The following is a 15,121-nucleotide window of genomic DNA, read 5'->3' on the forward strand; positions in this document are numbered from 1 at the left end:
ACACCCATGAATGCGCATGTCGATCTGTCCGCGTCGAAGCGGGCACTGCTCGAAAAGATGATGCGGGGCGGCGGCGTGGCCGTCGCCAAGCCGCAGCAGATCGAGAAGCGCACACCGGACGCGGAGATCCCGCTGTCGGCCGACCAGCGTCAGGTGTGGCTCCACGCCATCATGGCGCCGGACGTGCCGCTCTATAACGAGTCGATCACGATCCACCGCTTCGGCAGTTTCGACCGCGGCGCGATGGAGCGCAGCGTCAACGAAATCCTGCGTCGGCACGAAGCCTGGCGCACCGCGTTCGTCGAGGAAGGCGGCGTGCTGGTGCAGCGCGTCCGCGAGCATCGCGACATCGTGCTGCCCTATGACGATGTCAGCCATCTGCCCGAAGCCGAGCGCGACGCCGCCGCGCTGGCGATCGGCCAGGAGGATGCGCGCCGCGCGATCGACCTGAACGACGCGCCGCTGTTCCGCGCGCGCATCGTCAAGCTCGCCGACGACAATCACCGGCTCTATTTCACGCTCCACCACATCATCTTCGACGGCGTCGCGATCTATCGCGTGATCGTGCCCGAGCTGGCCAAACTCTACGACGCTTTCTCGCGCGGCGCGCCCTCGCCGCTGCCGATGCCCGCGCTGCAATATGGCGATTACACGATCTGGCAGCAGGAGCATCTCAAGAGCGCGCCGATCCAGAAGCAGATCGACTATTGGCGCCGCACGTTGGCCGATGCGCCGCCCAAGCTCGAACTGGTCGGCGACCGCACCAAGCCGGCGCGCCCGACCCATGCCGGGTCGATGGAAGTGTTCGAGATTCCGAACGACCTGATCGAAAACTTGAAGCTGGTCGGACAACGCCACGGCGTCACGCTCTACATGACCCTGCTCGCCGCCTATCACGCGCAGCTCCACCTCTATTCGGGCGACGAGGATATCATCGTCGGCGGGGTTACTGACCTGCGCCGCCGCCCCGAACTCGAAAATGTCGTCGGCTATTTCCTCAACACGATCGCGCTGAGGGCTAAGCCCAAAGGCGAGACACGGTTCAGCGATTTCCTGACCGAAGTGCGCGACTCCGTGCTCGGCGCGCTCGCCGCGAGCGAAGCGCCCTTCGACGAGGTGGTCCGCGCGCTCGACGTCAAGCGCCGGCCGGGCACGCATCCCCTGTTCAATTGCCTGTTCTCGATCGAACCGCCGGTCGATCCCTTCCCCAACGGCTGGGACCTGACCCAGATGGACGTCGTGGTCGGGGGCGCCAAATTCGACCTCTATCTCGAACTCGACGAGCGCCAGAATGAGGGGATGCACGGCCGCTTCCTCTATTCGACCGAATTGTTCGACCCGTCGACGGTGCGGCGGATGATCGGTCATTATCTGACGATCCTCGAAGGCGTGGTTGCGGATGCGACCCGGCCGCTCAAGGACCTGCCGCTGCTCGGCGAGCGCGAGCGGCAGCAATTGCTGGTCGACTGGAATGACACTGCCACGCCGCTGTCTTCGGCGATGCTGCCCGAGGCGTTCCGTGCGCAAGTCGCGGCGAGGCCCGATGCCATCGCGATCCGCTTCGGCGATCAGGCGGTCAGCTATGCCGCGCTCGACGCGCGCGCCGACGCCATTGCGGGCACCTTGCATGCAGCCGGGCTCAGGCCAGGCGATCTGGTCGGCATCTGCCTCGACCGCTCGCCCGACATGGTCGCCGCCTTGTTCGCGGTGCACCGGATCGGCGCGGCGTACCTGCCGCTCGATCCCGATTTCCCCGTCGCGCGGCTCGATTATATCGCGACCGATGCGGGCGCTGCCGCGCTGCTGACCGAGCGGCGCCTGAGCCACGTCCTGCCAAAATGCCCGCTCAAGCGCATCCTGATCGAGGACGTCGCGCCGGCCGGGACCACACGTCCATCGGTCTCCGTCCAGCCGACCGACCTCGCCTATGTCCTCTACACGTCGGGTTCGACCGGCAATCCCAAGGGTGTCGAGATCGGCCATCAAGCGCTGATCAACCTGCTGACCTCGTTCCGCGCCAACCCCGGCTTCACGTCCGAGGATTCGCTGCTCGCGGTCACCACCTTGTCGTTCGACATTGCCGCGCTCGAACTGTTCCTGCCGCTGATCAGCGGCGGCGAGCTGATCGTTGCGCCCAAGAGCGTCACCGCCGACCCGCGCCAGTTGAACGAGCTATTCGTCGGCGCCAAACCGAGCGTCATGCAGGCGACCCCCGCGACCTGGCGTGCGCTGATCGAGGCGAACTGGCAAGGATCGCCGACCCTGCGCATCCTGTGCGGCGGCGAAGCGCTGCCGCGCGACCTCGCCGAAAGCCTGGTCCAACGCTCGGGCGAGCTATGGAACGTCTACGGCCCGACCGAGACCACGATCTGGTCGACCGTCGCGCGCGTCACGTCCGGCGACGGCCCGGTGCCGATCGGCCGCCCGATCGCCAACACGACGATCCATATCCTCGACCGCTATGGCAACACCGCGCCGATCGGCGTGGTCGGCGAATTGTTCATCGGCGGCGCCGGCCTCGCGCACGGCTATCGCCACCGCGCCGACCTCACCACCGAGCGCTTCGTCGAGATCCGTGGCGAGCGCCTCTACCGCACCGGCGACCTCGCCCGCTATCGGCCCGACGGCACGATCCTGTGCCTCGGCCGCGTCGACAATGACGAGAAGATCCGCGGCTATCGCGTCGCGGTCGAGGAGATCGAAGGCGCGCTCGCCGAGCATCCCGACATCGCCGCCGCCGCCGTGCGCAGCTGGCCCGACGCCTCGGGCGAACGCGCACTCGCGGCCTATATCGTCACCCGCGGCGACACGCCGCCGAGCCGCGCCGAGCTGCGCGAGCATCTCGCCCGGACGCTGCCCGATTACATGATCCCCTCGCATTTCGAGCATCTGCCGGCCTTGCCGATGACGCCAAATGCGAAAGTCGACCGCAAGGCGCTGCCGCAGCCTGGTGGCGCGGGTGCGCGCGAGATCGAACCGCCGCAGGGCGAGACCGAGGAGAAGCTCGCCGCGATCTGGTGCGACCTGCTGCGTATCGGCCAGGTCAGCCGCGACGACAGCTTCTTCGAACTCGGCGGGCATTCGCTGCTCGTCGCGCGGCTGCTCGTCCGCATCGAACAGCAATGGGGCCGCCGCATCGGCATGGCCGAATTCTTCCAGGCGCCGACGCTCGAAAAGCTCGCCGAGCGGATCGAGGGCAATGTCATTGCCGATCTCGGCGAGTGGGTGCCGCTCCAGCCGCTCGGCGACGAATTGCCGCTATTGTGGCTCGACGGCGGCCCGACCTTCATGGCGCTGGCGGAAGCGATGGGCACCGACCGCCCGTTCCTCGGGCTGCCGCTCGGCCCGATCCTCGAGCGCACCTTGCAGCCGGGCATGACGTTCGAGCAGATGGCGTCGGAGATCGTCACGGTGATCCGCGAGAGCCGCCCGAATGGCCCGTATCTGATCGGCGGCTGGTGCACCAACGGCATCATGGCGTTCGAGGTCGCGCGGCAATTGCGCGCCGCGGGCGAAGACGTGCCGCTGCTCGCGCTCGGCCATACGATGAACCCGGTCGCGTTCCAGAAGATCACCTCGGCGCAGATGCGGATGAGCAAGGCGCGCTACCATCTCGGCGTGTGGAGCAATCTGCCGATCGGCAAGCGGCTGGATTACGCCTTCGACCGCGCGCGGGGCCTGATGGAAGATGTCGGCGTCGCCGAGATCGCCGAGCGCGAGGGTCGCTACCGCGTGTTCGCCGCGCAGATGGAACAGGCCGCGTACGGCTATTTCCCCGGCGATTATGACGGCGTGGTCGCCTTGTTCCAGCCGGCCGAACGGCTGGCGGTGCTCGACAGCCGCCCGGGTTGGTCGGAAGTCGTACGGGGCTCGCTCGAATCGTTCGACGTTCCCGGCACGCACGGCACGATGGCCGAGCCGCCAAACGTCGCGACCTTCGCGCAGCGGCTGAACGAAGCGCTCGATCGGGCCTGCCGGCCGGGCCGCCGCCTGAGGCCCTGATCATGGACATGGCCGCGATCGACCGCGCCGCGCCGGGCATTGCGACCCTGACGTTGCTCGACCTCGACCTGCCGCGCGCGGAACTCGACGAATATCGTTGCTGGCTCGACGCGGACGAATGTCGGCGGGCGGCGGCTTTCCGTCGTCCGGTCGACCGCGACCGATTTGTCGCTCGGCGCGGACTGATGCGCGCGCATCTCGGTCAGGAGTTGGGTATCGCGCCGCAGATGGTGTGCATCGCCACGGACGAGCACGGCAAGCCGTTTCTGCGCGACGATCCCGATCTCGCCTTCAACCTCTCGCATTCGAACGGGCTGGCGCTGCTGGCGACGATGCGCGGCGGGGCGATCGGCTGCGACATCGAATGGCGCAACCCCGAACTGGCCTGCCCGCGCGTCGCCCAACGGCTGTTCGCGGCCGAAGAATATGCGACGCTGACCGCGCTCCCGAGCGAGCAATGGATCGCCGGCTTCTATAATTGCTGGACGCGCAAGGAAGCGTACGTGAAAGCGCTCGGCCTCGGCCTCTCGCACCCGCTCGACGCCTTCACCGTGTCGGTGGCCCCCGGCGAGCCCGCGCGCTTCACCAGCGACGAGCCGGGCTGGGCCTTGGCCTCGTTCGAGCCGGCGCCCGGCTATCAGGCGGCGCTGGTGACCTGGGCCGGCCCCTCGCCCGCGCGATAATAAGGCTTGCCGCGCACCATCGAGATCGCCTCGAGCACAGTGTCTTTCGAGAACAGCCACAGCCAGCCGAGATAGACGACACCCCCCGCCGCGACCAGGATCGCGAGCCGGAGCTGCACCGCCATGATAGGCAAGATGTGGTCGATTCCCACGACCAGCGCGCCCATTGCCAGTGCCGGCGTCACAGTCGGCGCGATCGCCCTCGCCAGCGCCATCGCCGACAGGCCGAGCACCGGCAGCACGCGCCAAGCGGTGATCGCGAGATAGAGGATATAGGCAAAGAACCAGGAAGCGGCGAGCCCGGTCACGCCCCAGCGCAGCCCGACCACGAACGCCAGCGGCAACAGTACCGCACCGATCATGCCGGTATGCACGTTGATCCCAGGCCGTCCCATCGCGCTGCACGCCGGGCTGAACAATACCTGGAGAGTCATCGCCGGCATCGCCACCGCGAGCAATCGCACGAGCGGCGCGGCCTCGACCCATTTGGGCCCGAGCACGGTCGCCACCAGCGGCCCGGCGGTCACCGCCAACCCGACATAGAAAGGCATCGCGACCAGCATCACCATCCGCGACGAACGCGCGAAGCCGTCGGCGACCGCCGCGCGATCGTCCTGCATCCGCGCATAGATCGAAAAGGCGACATCGTTGATCGCCGGCACGAACTTGGACACCAGAATCTGCGTCAGGAACAGCCCGGTCGTGTAGAGCCCGAGCGTCGCGGGATTGAGCACGCGACCGGCGATGAACACGTCGGCCTGGCTCTGCAGCACCCAGAAGAACTGCCCCGCCGCCATCAGTCCGCCGAATTTGGCGAGCTCGCCCGCGCCGCGGAAGTCGAACAGCGGGCGGTAACGATGCCCCGATACCTTGGTCATCCCGATCGCGCGGGTGGTGTAGAGCACGGCCGGCGCCAGGATCAGCGTCCACACGCCCAGGCCGGCATAAGCACCCGCCAGCGCCGCCACCGCACCGGTGATCGACGACAGGAAATAGACCTTGGCCTGTTGCTTGAAATCGATCGCGCGCGCCAGCAGTGCATAGGGAAACGCCACGAACGGCGTCGTGACGTAGAGGAACGCCTGCACGCGCAGCAGATCGGCGACGATCGGCTGGTGGAAATAGGCCGCGACCAAGGGCGCCATCAGGAACTGCACCGCGCCGAGCCCGAAATTGAGCACGATCAGCATGCCATAGAGCTGGCGGATCGTCCGCTCGTCAGCATCGGGCTTCTGGATCAGCCCGCTCGCCAGCCCCGCGCCGTTGAGCATATTGAGCACCGCCAGCACAACCTGGGTCATCGCGAACAGGCCGTAGTCATGCGGATCGAGGATGCGGATGACCAGGAAGGTCGCGCCCCAGGTGATGATCTGCCCGACGATCTGCGCGCCCGAGCGCCAGATCACCGCCGACCGCGCCTGCGCAAACAGCGAAGGCGACGGCGATTCCTCTTCCGGCTTGGACACGGGTGCATGCAGCATCACCGCTTCATGCACCCGACACGATTAAGTGCGCGTAAACCGCGTCGTCGCGCACTTAAGATGCCCGGCATAAGACGAAAACCGTCGCCCGTGCGCGGCACCGATGAAATGCGGCAATCCGATTCTTATCTGTGCCGTGACCGCACAGGAAAGGATGCCGAATGCCCCGGCCAATCAAGATCGATTTCGTCTCCGACATCGCCTGCCCGTGGTGCGCGGTCGGCCTCAATGGGCTGGAGGAAGCGCTGGCGCGCGCCGGCGACCTGGTCGATGCGCAGATCACCTTCCAGCCGTTCGAACTCAATCCCGACATGCCGCCCGAAGGCGAGGATTCAGTCGAGCATATCAAGCGCAAATACGGCATCAGCGCCGAGCAAGCCGCCGCCAATCGCGACACGATCCGCGACCGCGCGGCGGCGGTTGGGTTCGACATGGCAATGTTGGGCGAGCGGCGGCTGCACAATACGTTCGACGCGCACCGCCTGCTCCATTGGGCCGAGTTCGAAGGGCGTCAGCTCGCGCTCAAACATGCCTTGCTCGCGGCCAACTTCACTCGAGGCCTCGACGTGTCGGATCACGACACTCTGGTCTCGATCGCCGAGCAGGCCGGGCTCGACGGCGCCACCGCACGTGAAGTCTTGTCCTCGGGCCGCTACGCGCAAGAGGTCCGCGACGCCGAACGTCTGTGGCAGTCGCGCGGCATCAACTCGGTGCCGGCGGTCGTCATCGACGGCCGCTACCTGATCTCGGGCGGCCAGCCGCCGGAAGCGTTCGAGCGCGCGCTGCGCCAGATCGTCGCCGAAGCCGCCTGAAACCGGGCAACAAGATTCCGCTTTTGTCGGCCGCCCTAGTCTGACAACACACCGCGCGAGCGATCATCGAGCGGGGAGTTTCGTCATGGCGATCAAGCGGGTTGCTGCGCTGTTGCTGCTGGGCATGTCGGGGCTGGCCGTTGCCCAGACCGCGCCCAAGCCGAAATACGGCCCGTGGGGAGTCGATTACACCTCGATGGACAAGGCGACCAAGCCCGGCGACGATTTCTTCCGATACGCCGAGGGCAGCTGGCTCAAGACCGCGCCGATCGCCCCGGACAAGGCGCGCGCCGGCTATAATTACGACATGCCCGACGAAAGCGAGGCGGAAGTCCGCAAGCTGGTCGAGGATGCCGGCGCCAACCCGGCCGACCCCAAGATGCGCCGGATCACCAATTTCTACGGCGCCTGGATGGACCAGGCCGGGATCGAGGCGCGCGGCACCGCGCCGCTCAAGCCCTGGCTCGCGCGGATCGCCACGGTCAGCAATACCAACCAGCTCGTCGCGCTGATGGCCGAGCCCGGTTTTGCCGCGCCGATCAACATCGGGGTCAGCCCCAATTCCAAGGATCCGACCCATTATACGGTCGACACCGGCCAGGCCCGGCTCGGCCTGCCGACGCGCGATTACTATCTGCTGCCCGACGCCAAATACGTCGGCTATCGCAAGGCCTATCGCGATTATATCATCCATATCCAGGAGCTGGCCGGAATCCCCGACGCAGCGGCCAAGGCCGATGCGATCATCGCGCTCGAAACCAAGCTGGCACAGGACCAATGGACGCCCGAAGCGCGGCGCGACCCGGTCAAGACCTATAACCCGATGGACCGCGCCGGCCTCAACAAGCTCGCGCCGCAATTCGACTGGACCCCGGTGCTGGCCAAGATCGGCCTGGGCAAGATGCCGATCGTGGTCGTCGCCGAACCCAGCGCGGTGACCGCGGCGGGCAAGGCGATCGAGACGACGCCGCTCGCCACCTGGAAGGACTGGATGACCTTCCGCTTCATCAGCGACCATGCGCAATATCTGCCCAAGGCGTTCGACGACACGCGGTTCGGTTTCTACAGCCGGACGATGCAGGACGTGCAAAGCCAGCCCGAGCGCTGGAAGCGCGGCGTGCGCCTGCTCAACGACTATCTCGGCGAGGCGGTGGGCGAGCTCTACGCCCAGCATCACTGGACCGCCGATACCGACAAGCAGATGACCGAGCTGATCGGCGATTTGCGCGCCGCGTATAAGGAAAAGATCGACAACGCGGCATGGATGGACGAGCCGACGCGCAAGGAAGCGCTCGCCAAGCTCGCCTCGTTCGATCCGCGGATCGGGCATCCGGCCAAATATATCGATTATTCGGCGATGCCGGTGTCGCGGACCGATCCGCTCGGCAACGCGATCGCGGCCGAGGATTTCCAGTGGAAGCTCGAATTGTCGCGGCTGCCCAAGCCGGTCGATCGCGGGCTGTGGGACATGAACGTCCAGGAAGTGAACGCTTATTACAACCCGCTGATGAACCAGGTGACGTTCCCGGCGGCGATCCTGCAACCGCCGTTCTTCGATCCCGCCGCCGATCCCGCGGTCAATTACGGCGAGACGGGTGCCACGATCGGCCACGAAATGGGCCATGGTTTCGACGACGAAGGCCGCCAGTTCGACGCGCAGGGCAAATTGCGCGACTGGTGGACCAAGGAATCCGCCGACCGCTACACCGCGCACGCGCAAAAGCTGGTCGCGCAGTTCAACGGCTATGAGCCGATCCCCGGCGTCCACATCAAGGGCGAACTGACCCTGGGCGAGAATCTCGGCGATCTCGGCGGGCTCGAAGCCGCATACGCTGCGTATCGGCGCTATGTCGCGCGCCATGGCGAGCCGGCGGTGATCGACGGCTATACCGGCGACCAGCGCTTCTTCATCGCCTATGCGCAGAGCTGGCAAGGCAAGGCACGCGAAGGCGCGTTACGCGCGCAACTTCTGTCCAACCCGCACAGCCCGGAGGAATATCGCGTCAACGGCATCGTCCGGAACATGGACGCCTGGTACGCCGCGTTCGGCGTCAAGCCGGGCGACAAATTGTACCTGGCGCCCGAGGATCGCGTCCACGTTTGGTAGCGGCGGCAAGGTCTCGAGCATTGGCGAGCAGGTCGGGATCGGCCTCCGCGCGCTCCACTAACGTCGCCACCGCTGCTAGGGGACGCTGATGCGTTCGTCCCCGCGCCTCCGGCTTCGGCACTTCAAGGCGGATTCGGGCGCCACCAGTCACAGCGCCTGGGTCGAGCGGCCGTGGCCGAGCATCGGCACGCTCTATCGCACGACGCCGCACGAGCCGTTCGCCGCTTCGGCGGTGTCGCTCCTGCTCGGCGATCTGATCGTGCATCGCGCCGATTTCACGGCCCAGCGCTGGGTTCGGGATGCCCAATTGATCGCCGCGAACGATCCCGGGACGTTGAATATCGCCATCACGCTGGCCGGGCGCGCGGCAGGCGTTATGGGCGACCGCCCGTTTCGCACCGGCCCGGGCAGCGTGCATTTCGTCGACCTGTCGCAGACCTCGCGCCACGATTCGAGCGCGAGCCGGACGATCCTGGTGGCCGTTGCTCGACCGCTGGCGACCAGCAACGGCCTCGACGTCGCGGCCTTGCATGGCGTGGTCGTCCGCTCCGCCGCCGGCGCCGCGCTGATCGCCTATCTCGACCGGCTGTTGCAGACCGCCGACGCCTATTGCGAGGAAGACATTCCGCTGCTGTCGCGGACGATCATCGACCTGCTGGTATTGACCGAGCGCTCGGCGGAGCCCGAAAGCGCACAGGCAGTGCGTCGCGCTGCCGCTGCGCACGCCGCCCGGGCACTGATCGACGCACACCTCGGATCGGCCGGCCTGACCATCGCGCGCTTGTGCCGTGACCTTGGTCTGTCGCGGACCAGCCTGCATCGGTTGTTCGACGACGATGGCGGCGTCCAGGCCTATATCCGAAACCGTCGGCTCGAAGCGGTCCACCAGCTTTTGAGCCAGCCCGGCAGCGACGAGCCGCTACAGGCGCTTGCCGACCTTTACGGGTTCAGCGACGCGGCGCACCTGTCGCGCTCGTTCCGCGCGCGCTACGGCGTCGCGCCCAGCACCTACCGGCGGCAATTGATTGGCCTGACATCGATCTGACGGTGGTTACGCACACGGAACGTGCATTCAAATGCGGTATTTCTTGGCGTGCGAATCGCGCGATGGCACCCACCGGAGCAGCCCTGAAGGTAGAGGAATTCGAGCGATATATCCGCCGAACCGGTCGAGATCTGGCCGACGAAGATCATTAACGCCGCTATCTGAAACACTCGTTCAAGTAAGCGGGCTCCGCATTCAAAGGCGATGACGCGGAATTGCGCTAATGATCCACTCGGTGGCGCTGCGACCGGGGAACGCTGGCCAATCCGCAAGGATGAGGCCGCACCCCAGCATTTCCGGGGGGGGATGTGTCGGCGCCACCGCACTCCGACAGATCGAACCGTTGTCAGGTTCCTCGGTAGTTCCCCGGCACGATCCCGTATTTCGCCATCTTGTCGTAGAGTGTCTTGCGCGGCAGGCCGAGCGCGCTCAGCACCGGCTGGATCCGTCCCCGGCTGACTTCCAGCGCGGCACGGATTTCGCTCGCCTCATAGTCGGCAACCCGCTCCGGCAGCGACCGTTCGACGGCGCGACCCGGCAGATCGTCGGGCGCAATGCCCATCACCGTCTCGACCGCGAAATTGCGCAGCTCGCGGACATTGCCGGGCCAGTCGTGGTGACGCAGCCGCCCACGCGTTGCGGCATCCATCCGCCAGTCGGACTGACCGAACTGCTCGCCCGCTTCGTGCGCGAACAAGGCGAACAGCGTCAGCACGTCCTCCCCGCGTTCGCGTAACGGCGGTACGCGGATGCGCGCGGTGCTCAACCGATAGAGCAGATCGGCGCGGAATTGTCCGGCCCGCACTGCTTCGGCCAGATCGATCTTGCTGGTCGCGACGACGCGCAAATCGACCGGTTCGGGGCGCTCGGCGCCGATCGGATGGACTTCTCGCTCCTCGAGCACGCGGAGCAGCCGCGCCTGCATCGCCATCGGCATGCTGTCGATCTCGTCGAGTAGCAAGGTGCCGCCGCTCGACGCCGCGATCTGGCCGACGCGCGACAGCCGGGTGTGCGGCACGCTGTCCGAGGCATGGCCGAACAACTCGATCTCGGCGAGGCCTTCGGGCAACGCGCCGCAATTGACCGCCATCAGCGGGCGCGCACGCCGCCGTCCCCAACGGTGCAGCAAGGTGGCGACCAGTTCCTTGCCGGTCCCGGTCTCGCCTTCGACCAGCACGTCGATATCGGCCTCGGCGAGTTGACGGACGATGTGGCGCAGGCGCTGCATCGGCGGGCTGTCGCCGATCAGCGGATCGTCGGCGGGCTGCTCGGCCAGCAAGCGCAATCGGCGATTGTCCATCACCAGCGCGCGATGGTCGAGCGAGCGGCGGACCGCGGCGACCAGATGGTCGGTCGCGAACGGTTTGGTCAGGAAATCGGCCGCGCCATCGCGCATCGCTCCCACCGCCATCGCGATATCGCCGTGACCGGTGATCAGGATGACCGGGATCTCGCGGTCGATCGCTGCCACCGCCGCCAGGAATTCGAGCCCGTCCATATGCGGCATGCGGATGTCGCTGACGATCGCGCCGGGAAAGTCGCGAGTGATCGCCGCGACGGCGTGATCGGCGCGCGCGAAGGGCTTTACTTCTATCCCGGCAAGTTCGAGCGCCTGTCCCGTCGCCAGCCGCAATGCGTCGTCATCCTCGACGAAGATCACCGGGCCGGTCATGCGGTCTTCAATCGCGCGACGAAAGTGGCGCCCGCCGGACCGGGGCTGTGCGTGATGTCGCCGCCGAATTCGCGCGCGATGTCGCGGGCGATCGCCAGCCCGAGTCCAAGCCCTTCGGGTTTGGCCGACGCGAACGGCGTGAACAGGCTCGCCGCGATCGCCGGGTCCAGCCCTGGCCCGGTGTCGGCGACGGTCAGCTCGATCGCCCCGTCGACCGGTGCCGCGGTCAGTATCACGCTGCCGTCGGCGCGCCCGTCGACCGCCTCGATCGCGTTCTGGACGAGATTGATGACAACCTGTTCGAGCCGGGTGCGATCGCCGACCAATGGCGAGGCGAGCAGCCGATCGTCGATCGCGACCCGCACCACGCCCCGCGCGCGTTCGCCGAGCAGGAGCAATACGCCGTCGAGCACCGGCCCCAGCGCTGCGGTGCCGCTCGCGCCCGCGCGGCGCCGCGCGAAGGCACGCAATTCGCCGGTGATCGTGCCGATCCGCGCGGTCAGGTCGACGATCCGCACCAGATTCTCACGCGCATTGCCGGGGGCATTGCGGTCGATGAAAGTCGTGCCGTTCTCGGCAAAGGTGCGGATCGCCGCGACCGGCTGGTTGATCTCATGCGCGACCCCGGCGGTGATCTGGCCGAGCGAGGCGAGCCGGTTGGCCTGAGCGAGTTCCTCGCGCGATTCGCGATAGCGCCGGTCGGCCTCGATCCGTTCCTCGGACTCGACCACCAGCCGCGCATTGGCGTCGCTCAATTCGGCGGTGCGGCGCTTCACTTCTTCCTCGAGCGCCGCGCGCGCCGCCGCCTGCAACCGCCGCGTCTCGGCCGATCGGATCAGCAAGCCGGCGCCGACCGCGACCACCAGCAGCAGCCCCAGCCCGAGCAGCAAAGCCTGGCTGCGCGCCGCCGCCAGCGGCGGATCGAGCGGCGACAAATGGTACAACCGCCCGCCACCCAGCGGCGCGGGTTCGGTCGCGACGCGATAGCGGGTCTTGCCGCCGACCAGCGCTCCGGCACCGTCGAACGCGACAGGCGCGGGTGCCGGTGGAGCATTGCCGAATTGCAGCGTGCGCCTGAGGTCGGCGATGGTCGCCGCATCGATCGGCCGGATCGCATGGAAGCGCCAGTCGGGCACCCCCGTCACCAGGATGACGCCATGCGCATCGACGACGAAGCTCATGCCCGTGTTGCGGGTCCATGCCGCTTCGACGCCGTCGAATTCGACCTTCACCACCACCACGCCGAGCGCGCGGCCATCGCGGTCGACGCGGCGGGCAAGATACAGGCCGGGGCGGCCGCTGACCGTTCCCAAGGCGAAGAATTCGGACGCCCCGTTCGCCATCGCGTCGCGGAAATAGGGCCGGAAGCCGTAATTCTGGCCGACAAAGCTGGCGGGGCTGTTCCAGTTGCTCGCCGCACGCGTCGTGCCCGCGGCGTCGACGACATAGATCGCCGCCGCGTCGGTGCGCTGCGCGAGCTGTTCGAGCGTGCGGTCGAGCCGTGCCTGCGCGGCGCCGCTTCTGTCGCCCAGTGTCGCCGCCATGTCGGGATATTCGACCAGCACCAGCGGCAGCAGACGGAATTTTTGAAGCTCGCTCGAAAGCAAGGCGACGTGGGTGCGTGCGGTCTGGCGCGCGGTGGCGTCGGCCACCGCCTCCGCCTGCGCCAGCGACCAGCGCGCGCCCACCCAGACCAACAGCGCGGCCAGCGCCAGCAGCACGAGCCCGATCAGCCAGACCCGGCGCCAAGCCGCGCGGACCGAAGGGGCGAAAATCCGCACTATATCGCCAATAATGTGCGGAAATCCACACATTTTGCAGGCAGGCATCGACTGGAGTAATTGATAAACACCATGTTTCTCAGTCTATTAGATCGAAATGGCAAGTCGCTGGCCCGCCTCTCTCCTTGCTGCAAGAATGCACGACCAAGGCCCGGTGACAAGGACCACGCGGCTTGCCGCCGCCACAGAGAGGAAGAATGATCGCCCAACCTGTCGAGGTTCCCGCCGCTCGCGCGCGCGCGCCTTTCTACCGTCATCTCTATGCGCAGGTGCTGGCGGCAATCGTGCTCGGCGCGCTGCTCGGCCATGTCTGGCCGGCTGGCGGCGAGGCGCTCAAGCCGCTCGGCGACGGGTTCATCAAATTGGTCAAGATGATCATCGCGCCGGTCATCTTCCTGACCGTGGTCGGCGGCATCGCCGGGATGCGCGAGCTCGGCTCGGTCGGCCGCGTCGCGATCAAGGCGTTCGGTTATTTCCTGGTCTTCTCGACGCTGGCGCTGATCATCGGCCTGGTCGTCGCCAATGTCGTCCAGCCCGGCGCGGGGATGAACGTCGACCCCGCGACGCTCGATATGAAGGCGGTCGCCGGCTATGCCCACGACGCGCACGAGACCAGCGTCACCGGCTTCCTGATGGCGATCATCCCGACCACGATGGTCTCGGCACTGACCGAAGGGTCGATCCTCCAGACCTTGTTCGTCGCGATCCTGTTCGGCATTTCGCTGTCGCTGGTCGGCCGCCCCGCCGAGCCCGTGCTCGAACTGGTCGAGCGGCTCGGCCTCGTCGTGTTCAAGCTCACCAGCATCCTGATGAAAGCCGCCCCGATCGGCGCGTTCGGCGCGATCGCCTTCACCATCGGCAAATATGGCGTCGGCAGCCTGGTCAATCTCGGCGCCTTGGTCGCGACCTTCTATCTAACGTCGTTGCTGTTCGTGCTGGTCGTGCTCGGCGCGGTCGCGCGCGTGCACGGTTTCTCGATCCTCAAGCTGCTGGCCTATCTCAAAGCCGAATTGCTGCTCGTGCTCGGCACCTCGTCGTCCGAAGCTGCGCTCCCCAATCTCATCGCCAAATTGGAAGCGGCGGGCTGCGATCGCGGCGTGGTCGGACTGGTCGTGCCGACCGGCTATTCGTTCAACCTCGACGGCACCAACATCTACATGACGCTGGCCGCGCTGTTCATCGCACAGGCGACGGGCGTTCACCTATCGCTCGGCGACCAGTTGCTGCTGATGGCCGTCGCGATGCTGAGCTCGAAGGGCGCGGCCGGGGTCACCGGCGCCGGCTTCGTCACGCTGGCTGCGACCTTGTCGATCGTGCCGTCGGTGCCGGTCGCCGGCATGGCGCTGATCCTGGGCGTCGATCGCTTCATGAGCGAGTGCCGGAGTCTGACCAATTTCATCGGCAACGCGGTCGCCGCGATCGTCGTCGCGCGCTGGGAAGGGAAACTAGACCGCACCGCGCTCGACCGCGCGCTCAACCAACGCCCGCTCATCGAAGAGAATCTCGAAGCGGCCGTCGAGCCGCAGATCATCGCATAA

The 15,121-nt window shown here is 66.8% G+C and carries 9 protein-coding genes; 6 read left to right on the forward strand and 3 right to left on the reverse strand.

Translation table 11 applies throughout. The annotated features are described in order from the left end of the window. The first annotated feature begins 6 nt into the window (after positions 1 to 6). Both AC1DRD_RS18650 and AC1DRD_RS18655 read left to right on the forward strand, forming a co-directional pair. Positions 7 to 4,002 carry a non-ribosomal peptide synthetase gene (locus AC1DRD_RS18650; RefSeq protein WP_478042565.1) on the forward strand — a complete coding sequence of 1,332 codons (3,996 nt, stop codon included), beginning with the start codon at positions 7 to 9 and terminating at the stop codon, positions 4,000 to 4,002. A gap of 2 nt (positions 4,003 to 4,004) precedes the next feature. Further along, a complete protein-coding gene (locus tag AC1DRD_RS18655; RefSeq protein ID WP_478042566.1) occupies positions 4,005 to 4,685 on the forward strand; it encodes a 4'-phosphopantetheinyl transferase family protein in 681 nt (226 codons plus the stop codon). Here AC1DRD_RS18655 and AC1DRD_RS18660 read toward each other — a convergent pair. Beyond that, positions 4,640 to 6,166 carry a lipopolysaccharide biosynthesis protein gene (locus AC1DRD_RS18660; RefSeq protein ID WP_478042568.1) on the reverse strand — a complete coding sequence of 509 codons (1,527 nt, stop codon included), beginning with the start codon at positions 6,164 to 6,166 and terminating at the stop codon, positions 4,640 to 4,642. The two genes, AC1DRD_RS18655 and AC1DRD_RS18660, sit on opposite strands and share 46 nt — an antisense overlap. Before the next feature lie 161 nt (positions 6,167 to 6,327). Here AC1DRD_RS18660 and AC1DRD_RS18665 point away from each other — a divergent pair, with 161 nt between their 5' ends. The 3 genes from AC1DRD_RS18665 to AC1DRD_RS18675 all read left to right on the forward strand — a co-directional run bounded on the left by AC1DRD_RS18665 (position 6,328) and on the right by AC1DRD_RS18675 (position 10,130). Beyond that, the gene (locus AC1DRD_RS18665; protein WP_478042569.1) at positions 6,328 to 6,978 is read left to right on the forward strand and encodes a DsbA family oxidoreductase; all 651 of its coding nucleotides are present in this window, start codon (positions 6,328 to 6,330) and stop codon (positions 6,976 to 6,978) included. A gap of 85 nt (positions 6,979 to 7,063) precedes the next feature. After that, the gene (locus AC1DRD_RS18670) at positions 7,064 to 9,085 is read left to right on the forward strand and encodes a M13 family metallopeptidase (protein ID WP_478042571.1); all 2,022 of its coding nucleotides are present in this window, start codon (positions 7,064 to 7,066) and stop codon (positions 9,083 to 9,085) included. 88 nt (positions 9,086 to 9,173) lie between these two features. After that, positions 9,174 to 10,130, forward strand: coding sequence for a helix-turn-helix domain-containing protein (locus tag AC1DRD_RS18675; protein ID WP_478030871.1), 957 nt, complete (start codon positions 9,174 to 9,176; stop codon positions 10,128 to 10,130). A 346-nt stretch (positions 10,131 to 10,476) separates the two neighbouring features. Here the strand turns inward: AC1DRD_RS18675 and AC1DRD_RS18680 are convergent, their stop codons facing one another. Together AC1DRD_RS18680 and AC1DRD_RS18685 are read right to left on the reverse strand one after the other, a co-directional pair. Beyond that, positions 10,477 to 11,802, reverse strand: a complete 1,326-nt coding sequence (locus tag AC1DRD_RS18680; protein WP_478042572.1) for a sigma-54-dependent transcriptional regulator — start codon at positions 11,800 to 11,802, stop codon at positions 10,477 to 10,479. Next, positions 11,799 to 13,583: a sensor histidine kinase gene (locus AC1DRD_RS18685; protein WP_478030875.1), complete on the reverse strand. Its 1,785-nt coding sequence runs from the start codon at positions 13,581 to 13,583 to the stop codon at positions 11,799 to 11,801. Before AC1DRD_RS18685 ends, AC1DRD_RS18680 begins: the two co-directional genes overlap by 4 nt. Positions 13,584 to 13,780: 197 nt before the next feature. Between AC1DRD_RS18685 and AC1DRD_RS18690 the strand changes: the two genes are divergently transcribed. Then, entirely contained in the window at positions 13,781 to 15,121 is a 1,341-nt protein-coding gene (locus AC1DRD_RS18690) for a dicarboxylate/amino acid:cation symporter (protein WP_478030877.1), read from the forward strand.

Source organism: Sphingomonas sp. P4_G2, from assembly GCF_056401155.1.

Excerpts from the sequence above, each read along its gene's own strand:
- AC1DRD_RS18665 (WP_478042569.1), top strand. The coding sequence starts at position 6,328 with ATGCCCCGGCCAATCAAGATCGATTTCGTCTCCGACATCGCCTGCCCG.
- AC1DRD_RS18670 (WP_478042571.1), top strand. The coding sequence starts at position 7,064 with ATGGCGATCAAGCGGGTTGCTGCGCTGTTGCTGCTGGGCATGTCGGGG.
- AC1DRD_RS18660 (WP_478042568.1), bottom strand. The coding sequence starts at position 6,166 with ATGCTGCATGCACCCGTGTCCAAGCCGGAAGAGGAATCGCCGTCGCCT.
- AC1DRD_RS18680 (WP_478042572.1), bottom strand. The coding sequence starts at position 11,802 with ATGACCGGCCCGGTGATCTTCGTCGAGGATGACGACGCATTGCGGCTG.
- AC1DRD_RS18675 (WP_478030871.1), top strand. The coding sequence starts at position 9,174 with ATGCGTTCGTCCCCGCGCCTCCGGCTTCGGCACTTCAAGGCGGATTCG.
- AC1DRD_RS18650 (WP_478042565.1), top strand. The coding sequence starts at position 7 with ATGAATGCGCATGTCGATCTGTCCGCGTCGAAGCGGGCACTGCTCGAA.
- AC1DRD_RS18655 (WP_478042566.1), top strand. The coding sequence starts at position 4,005 with ATGGACATGGCCGCGATCGACCGCGCCGCGCCGGGCATTGCGACCCTG.
- AC1DRD_RS18690 (WP_478030877.1), top strand. The coding sequence starts at position 13,781 with ATGATCGCCCAACCTGTCGAGGTTCCCGCCGCTCGCGCGCGCGCGCCT.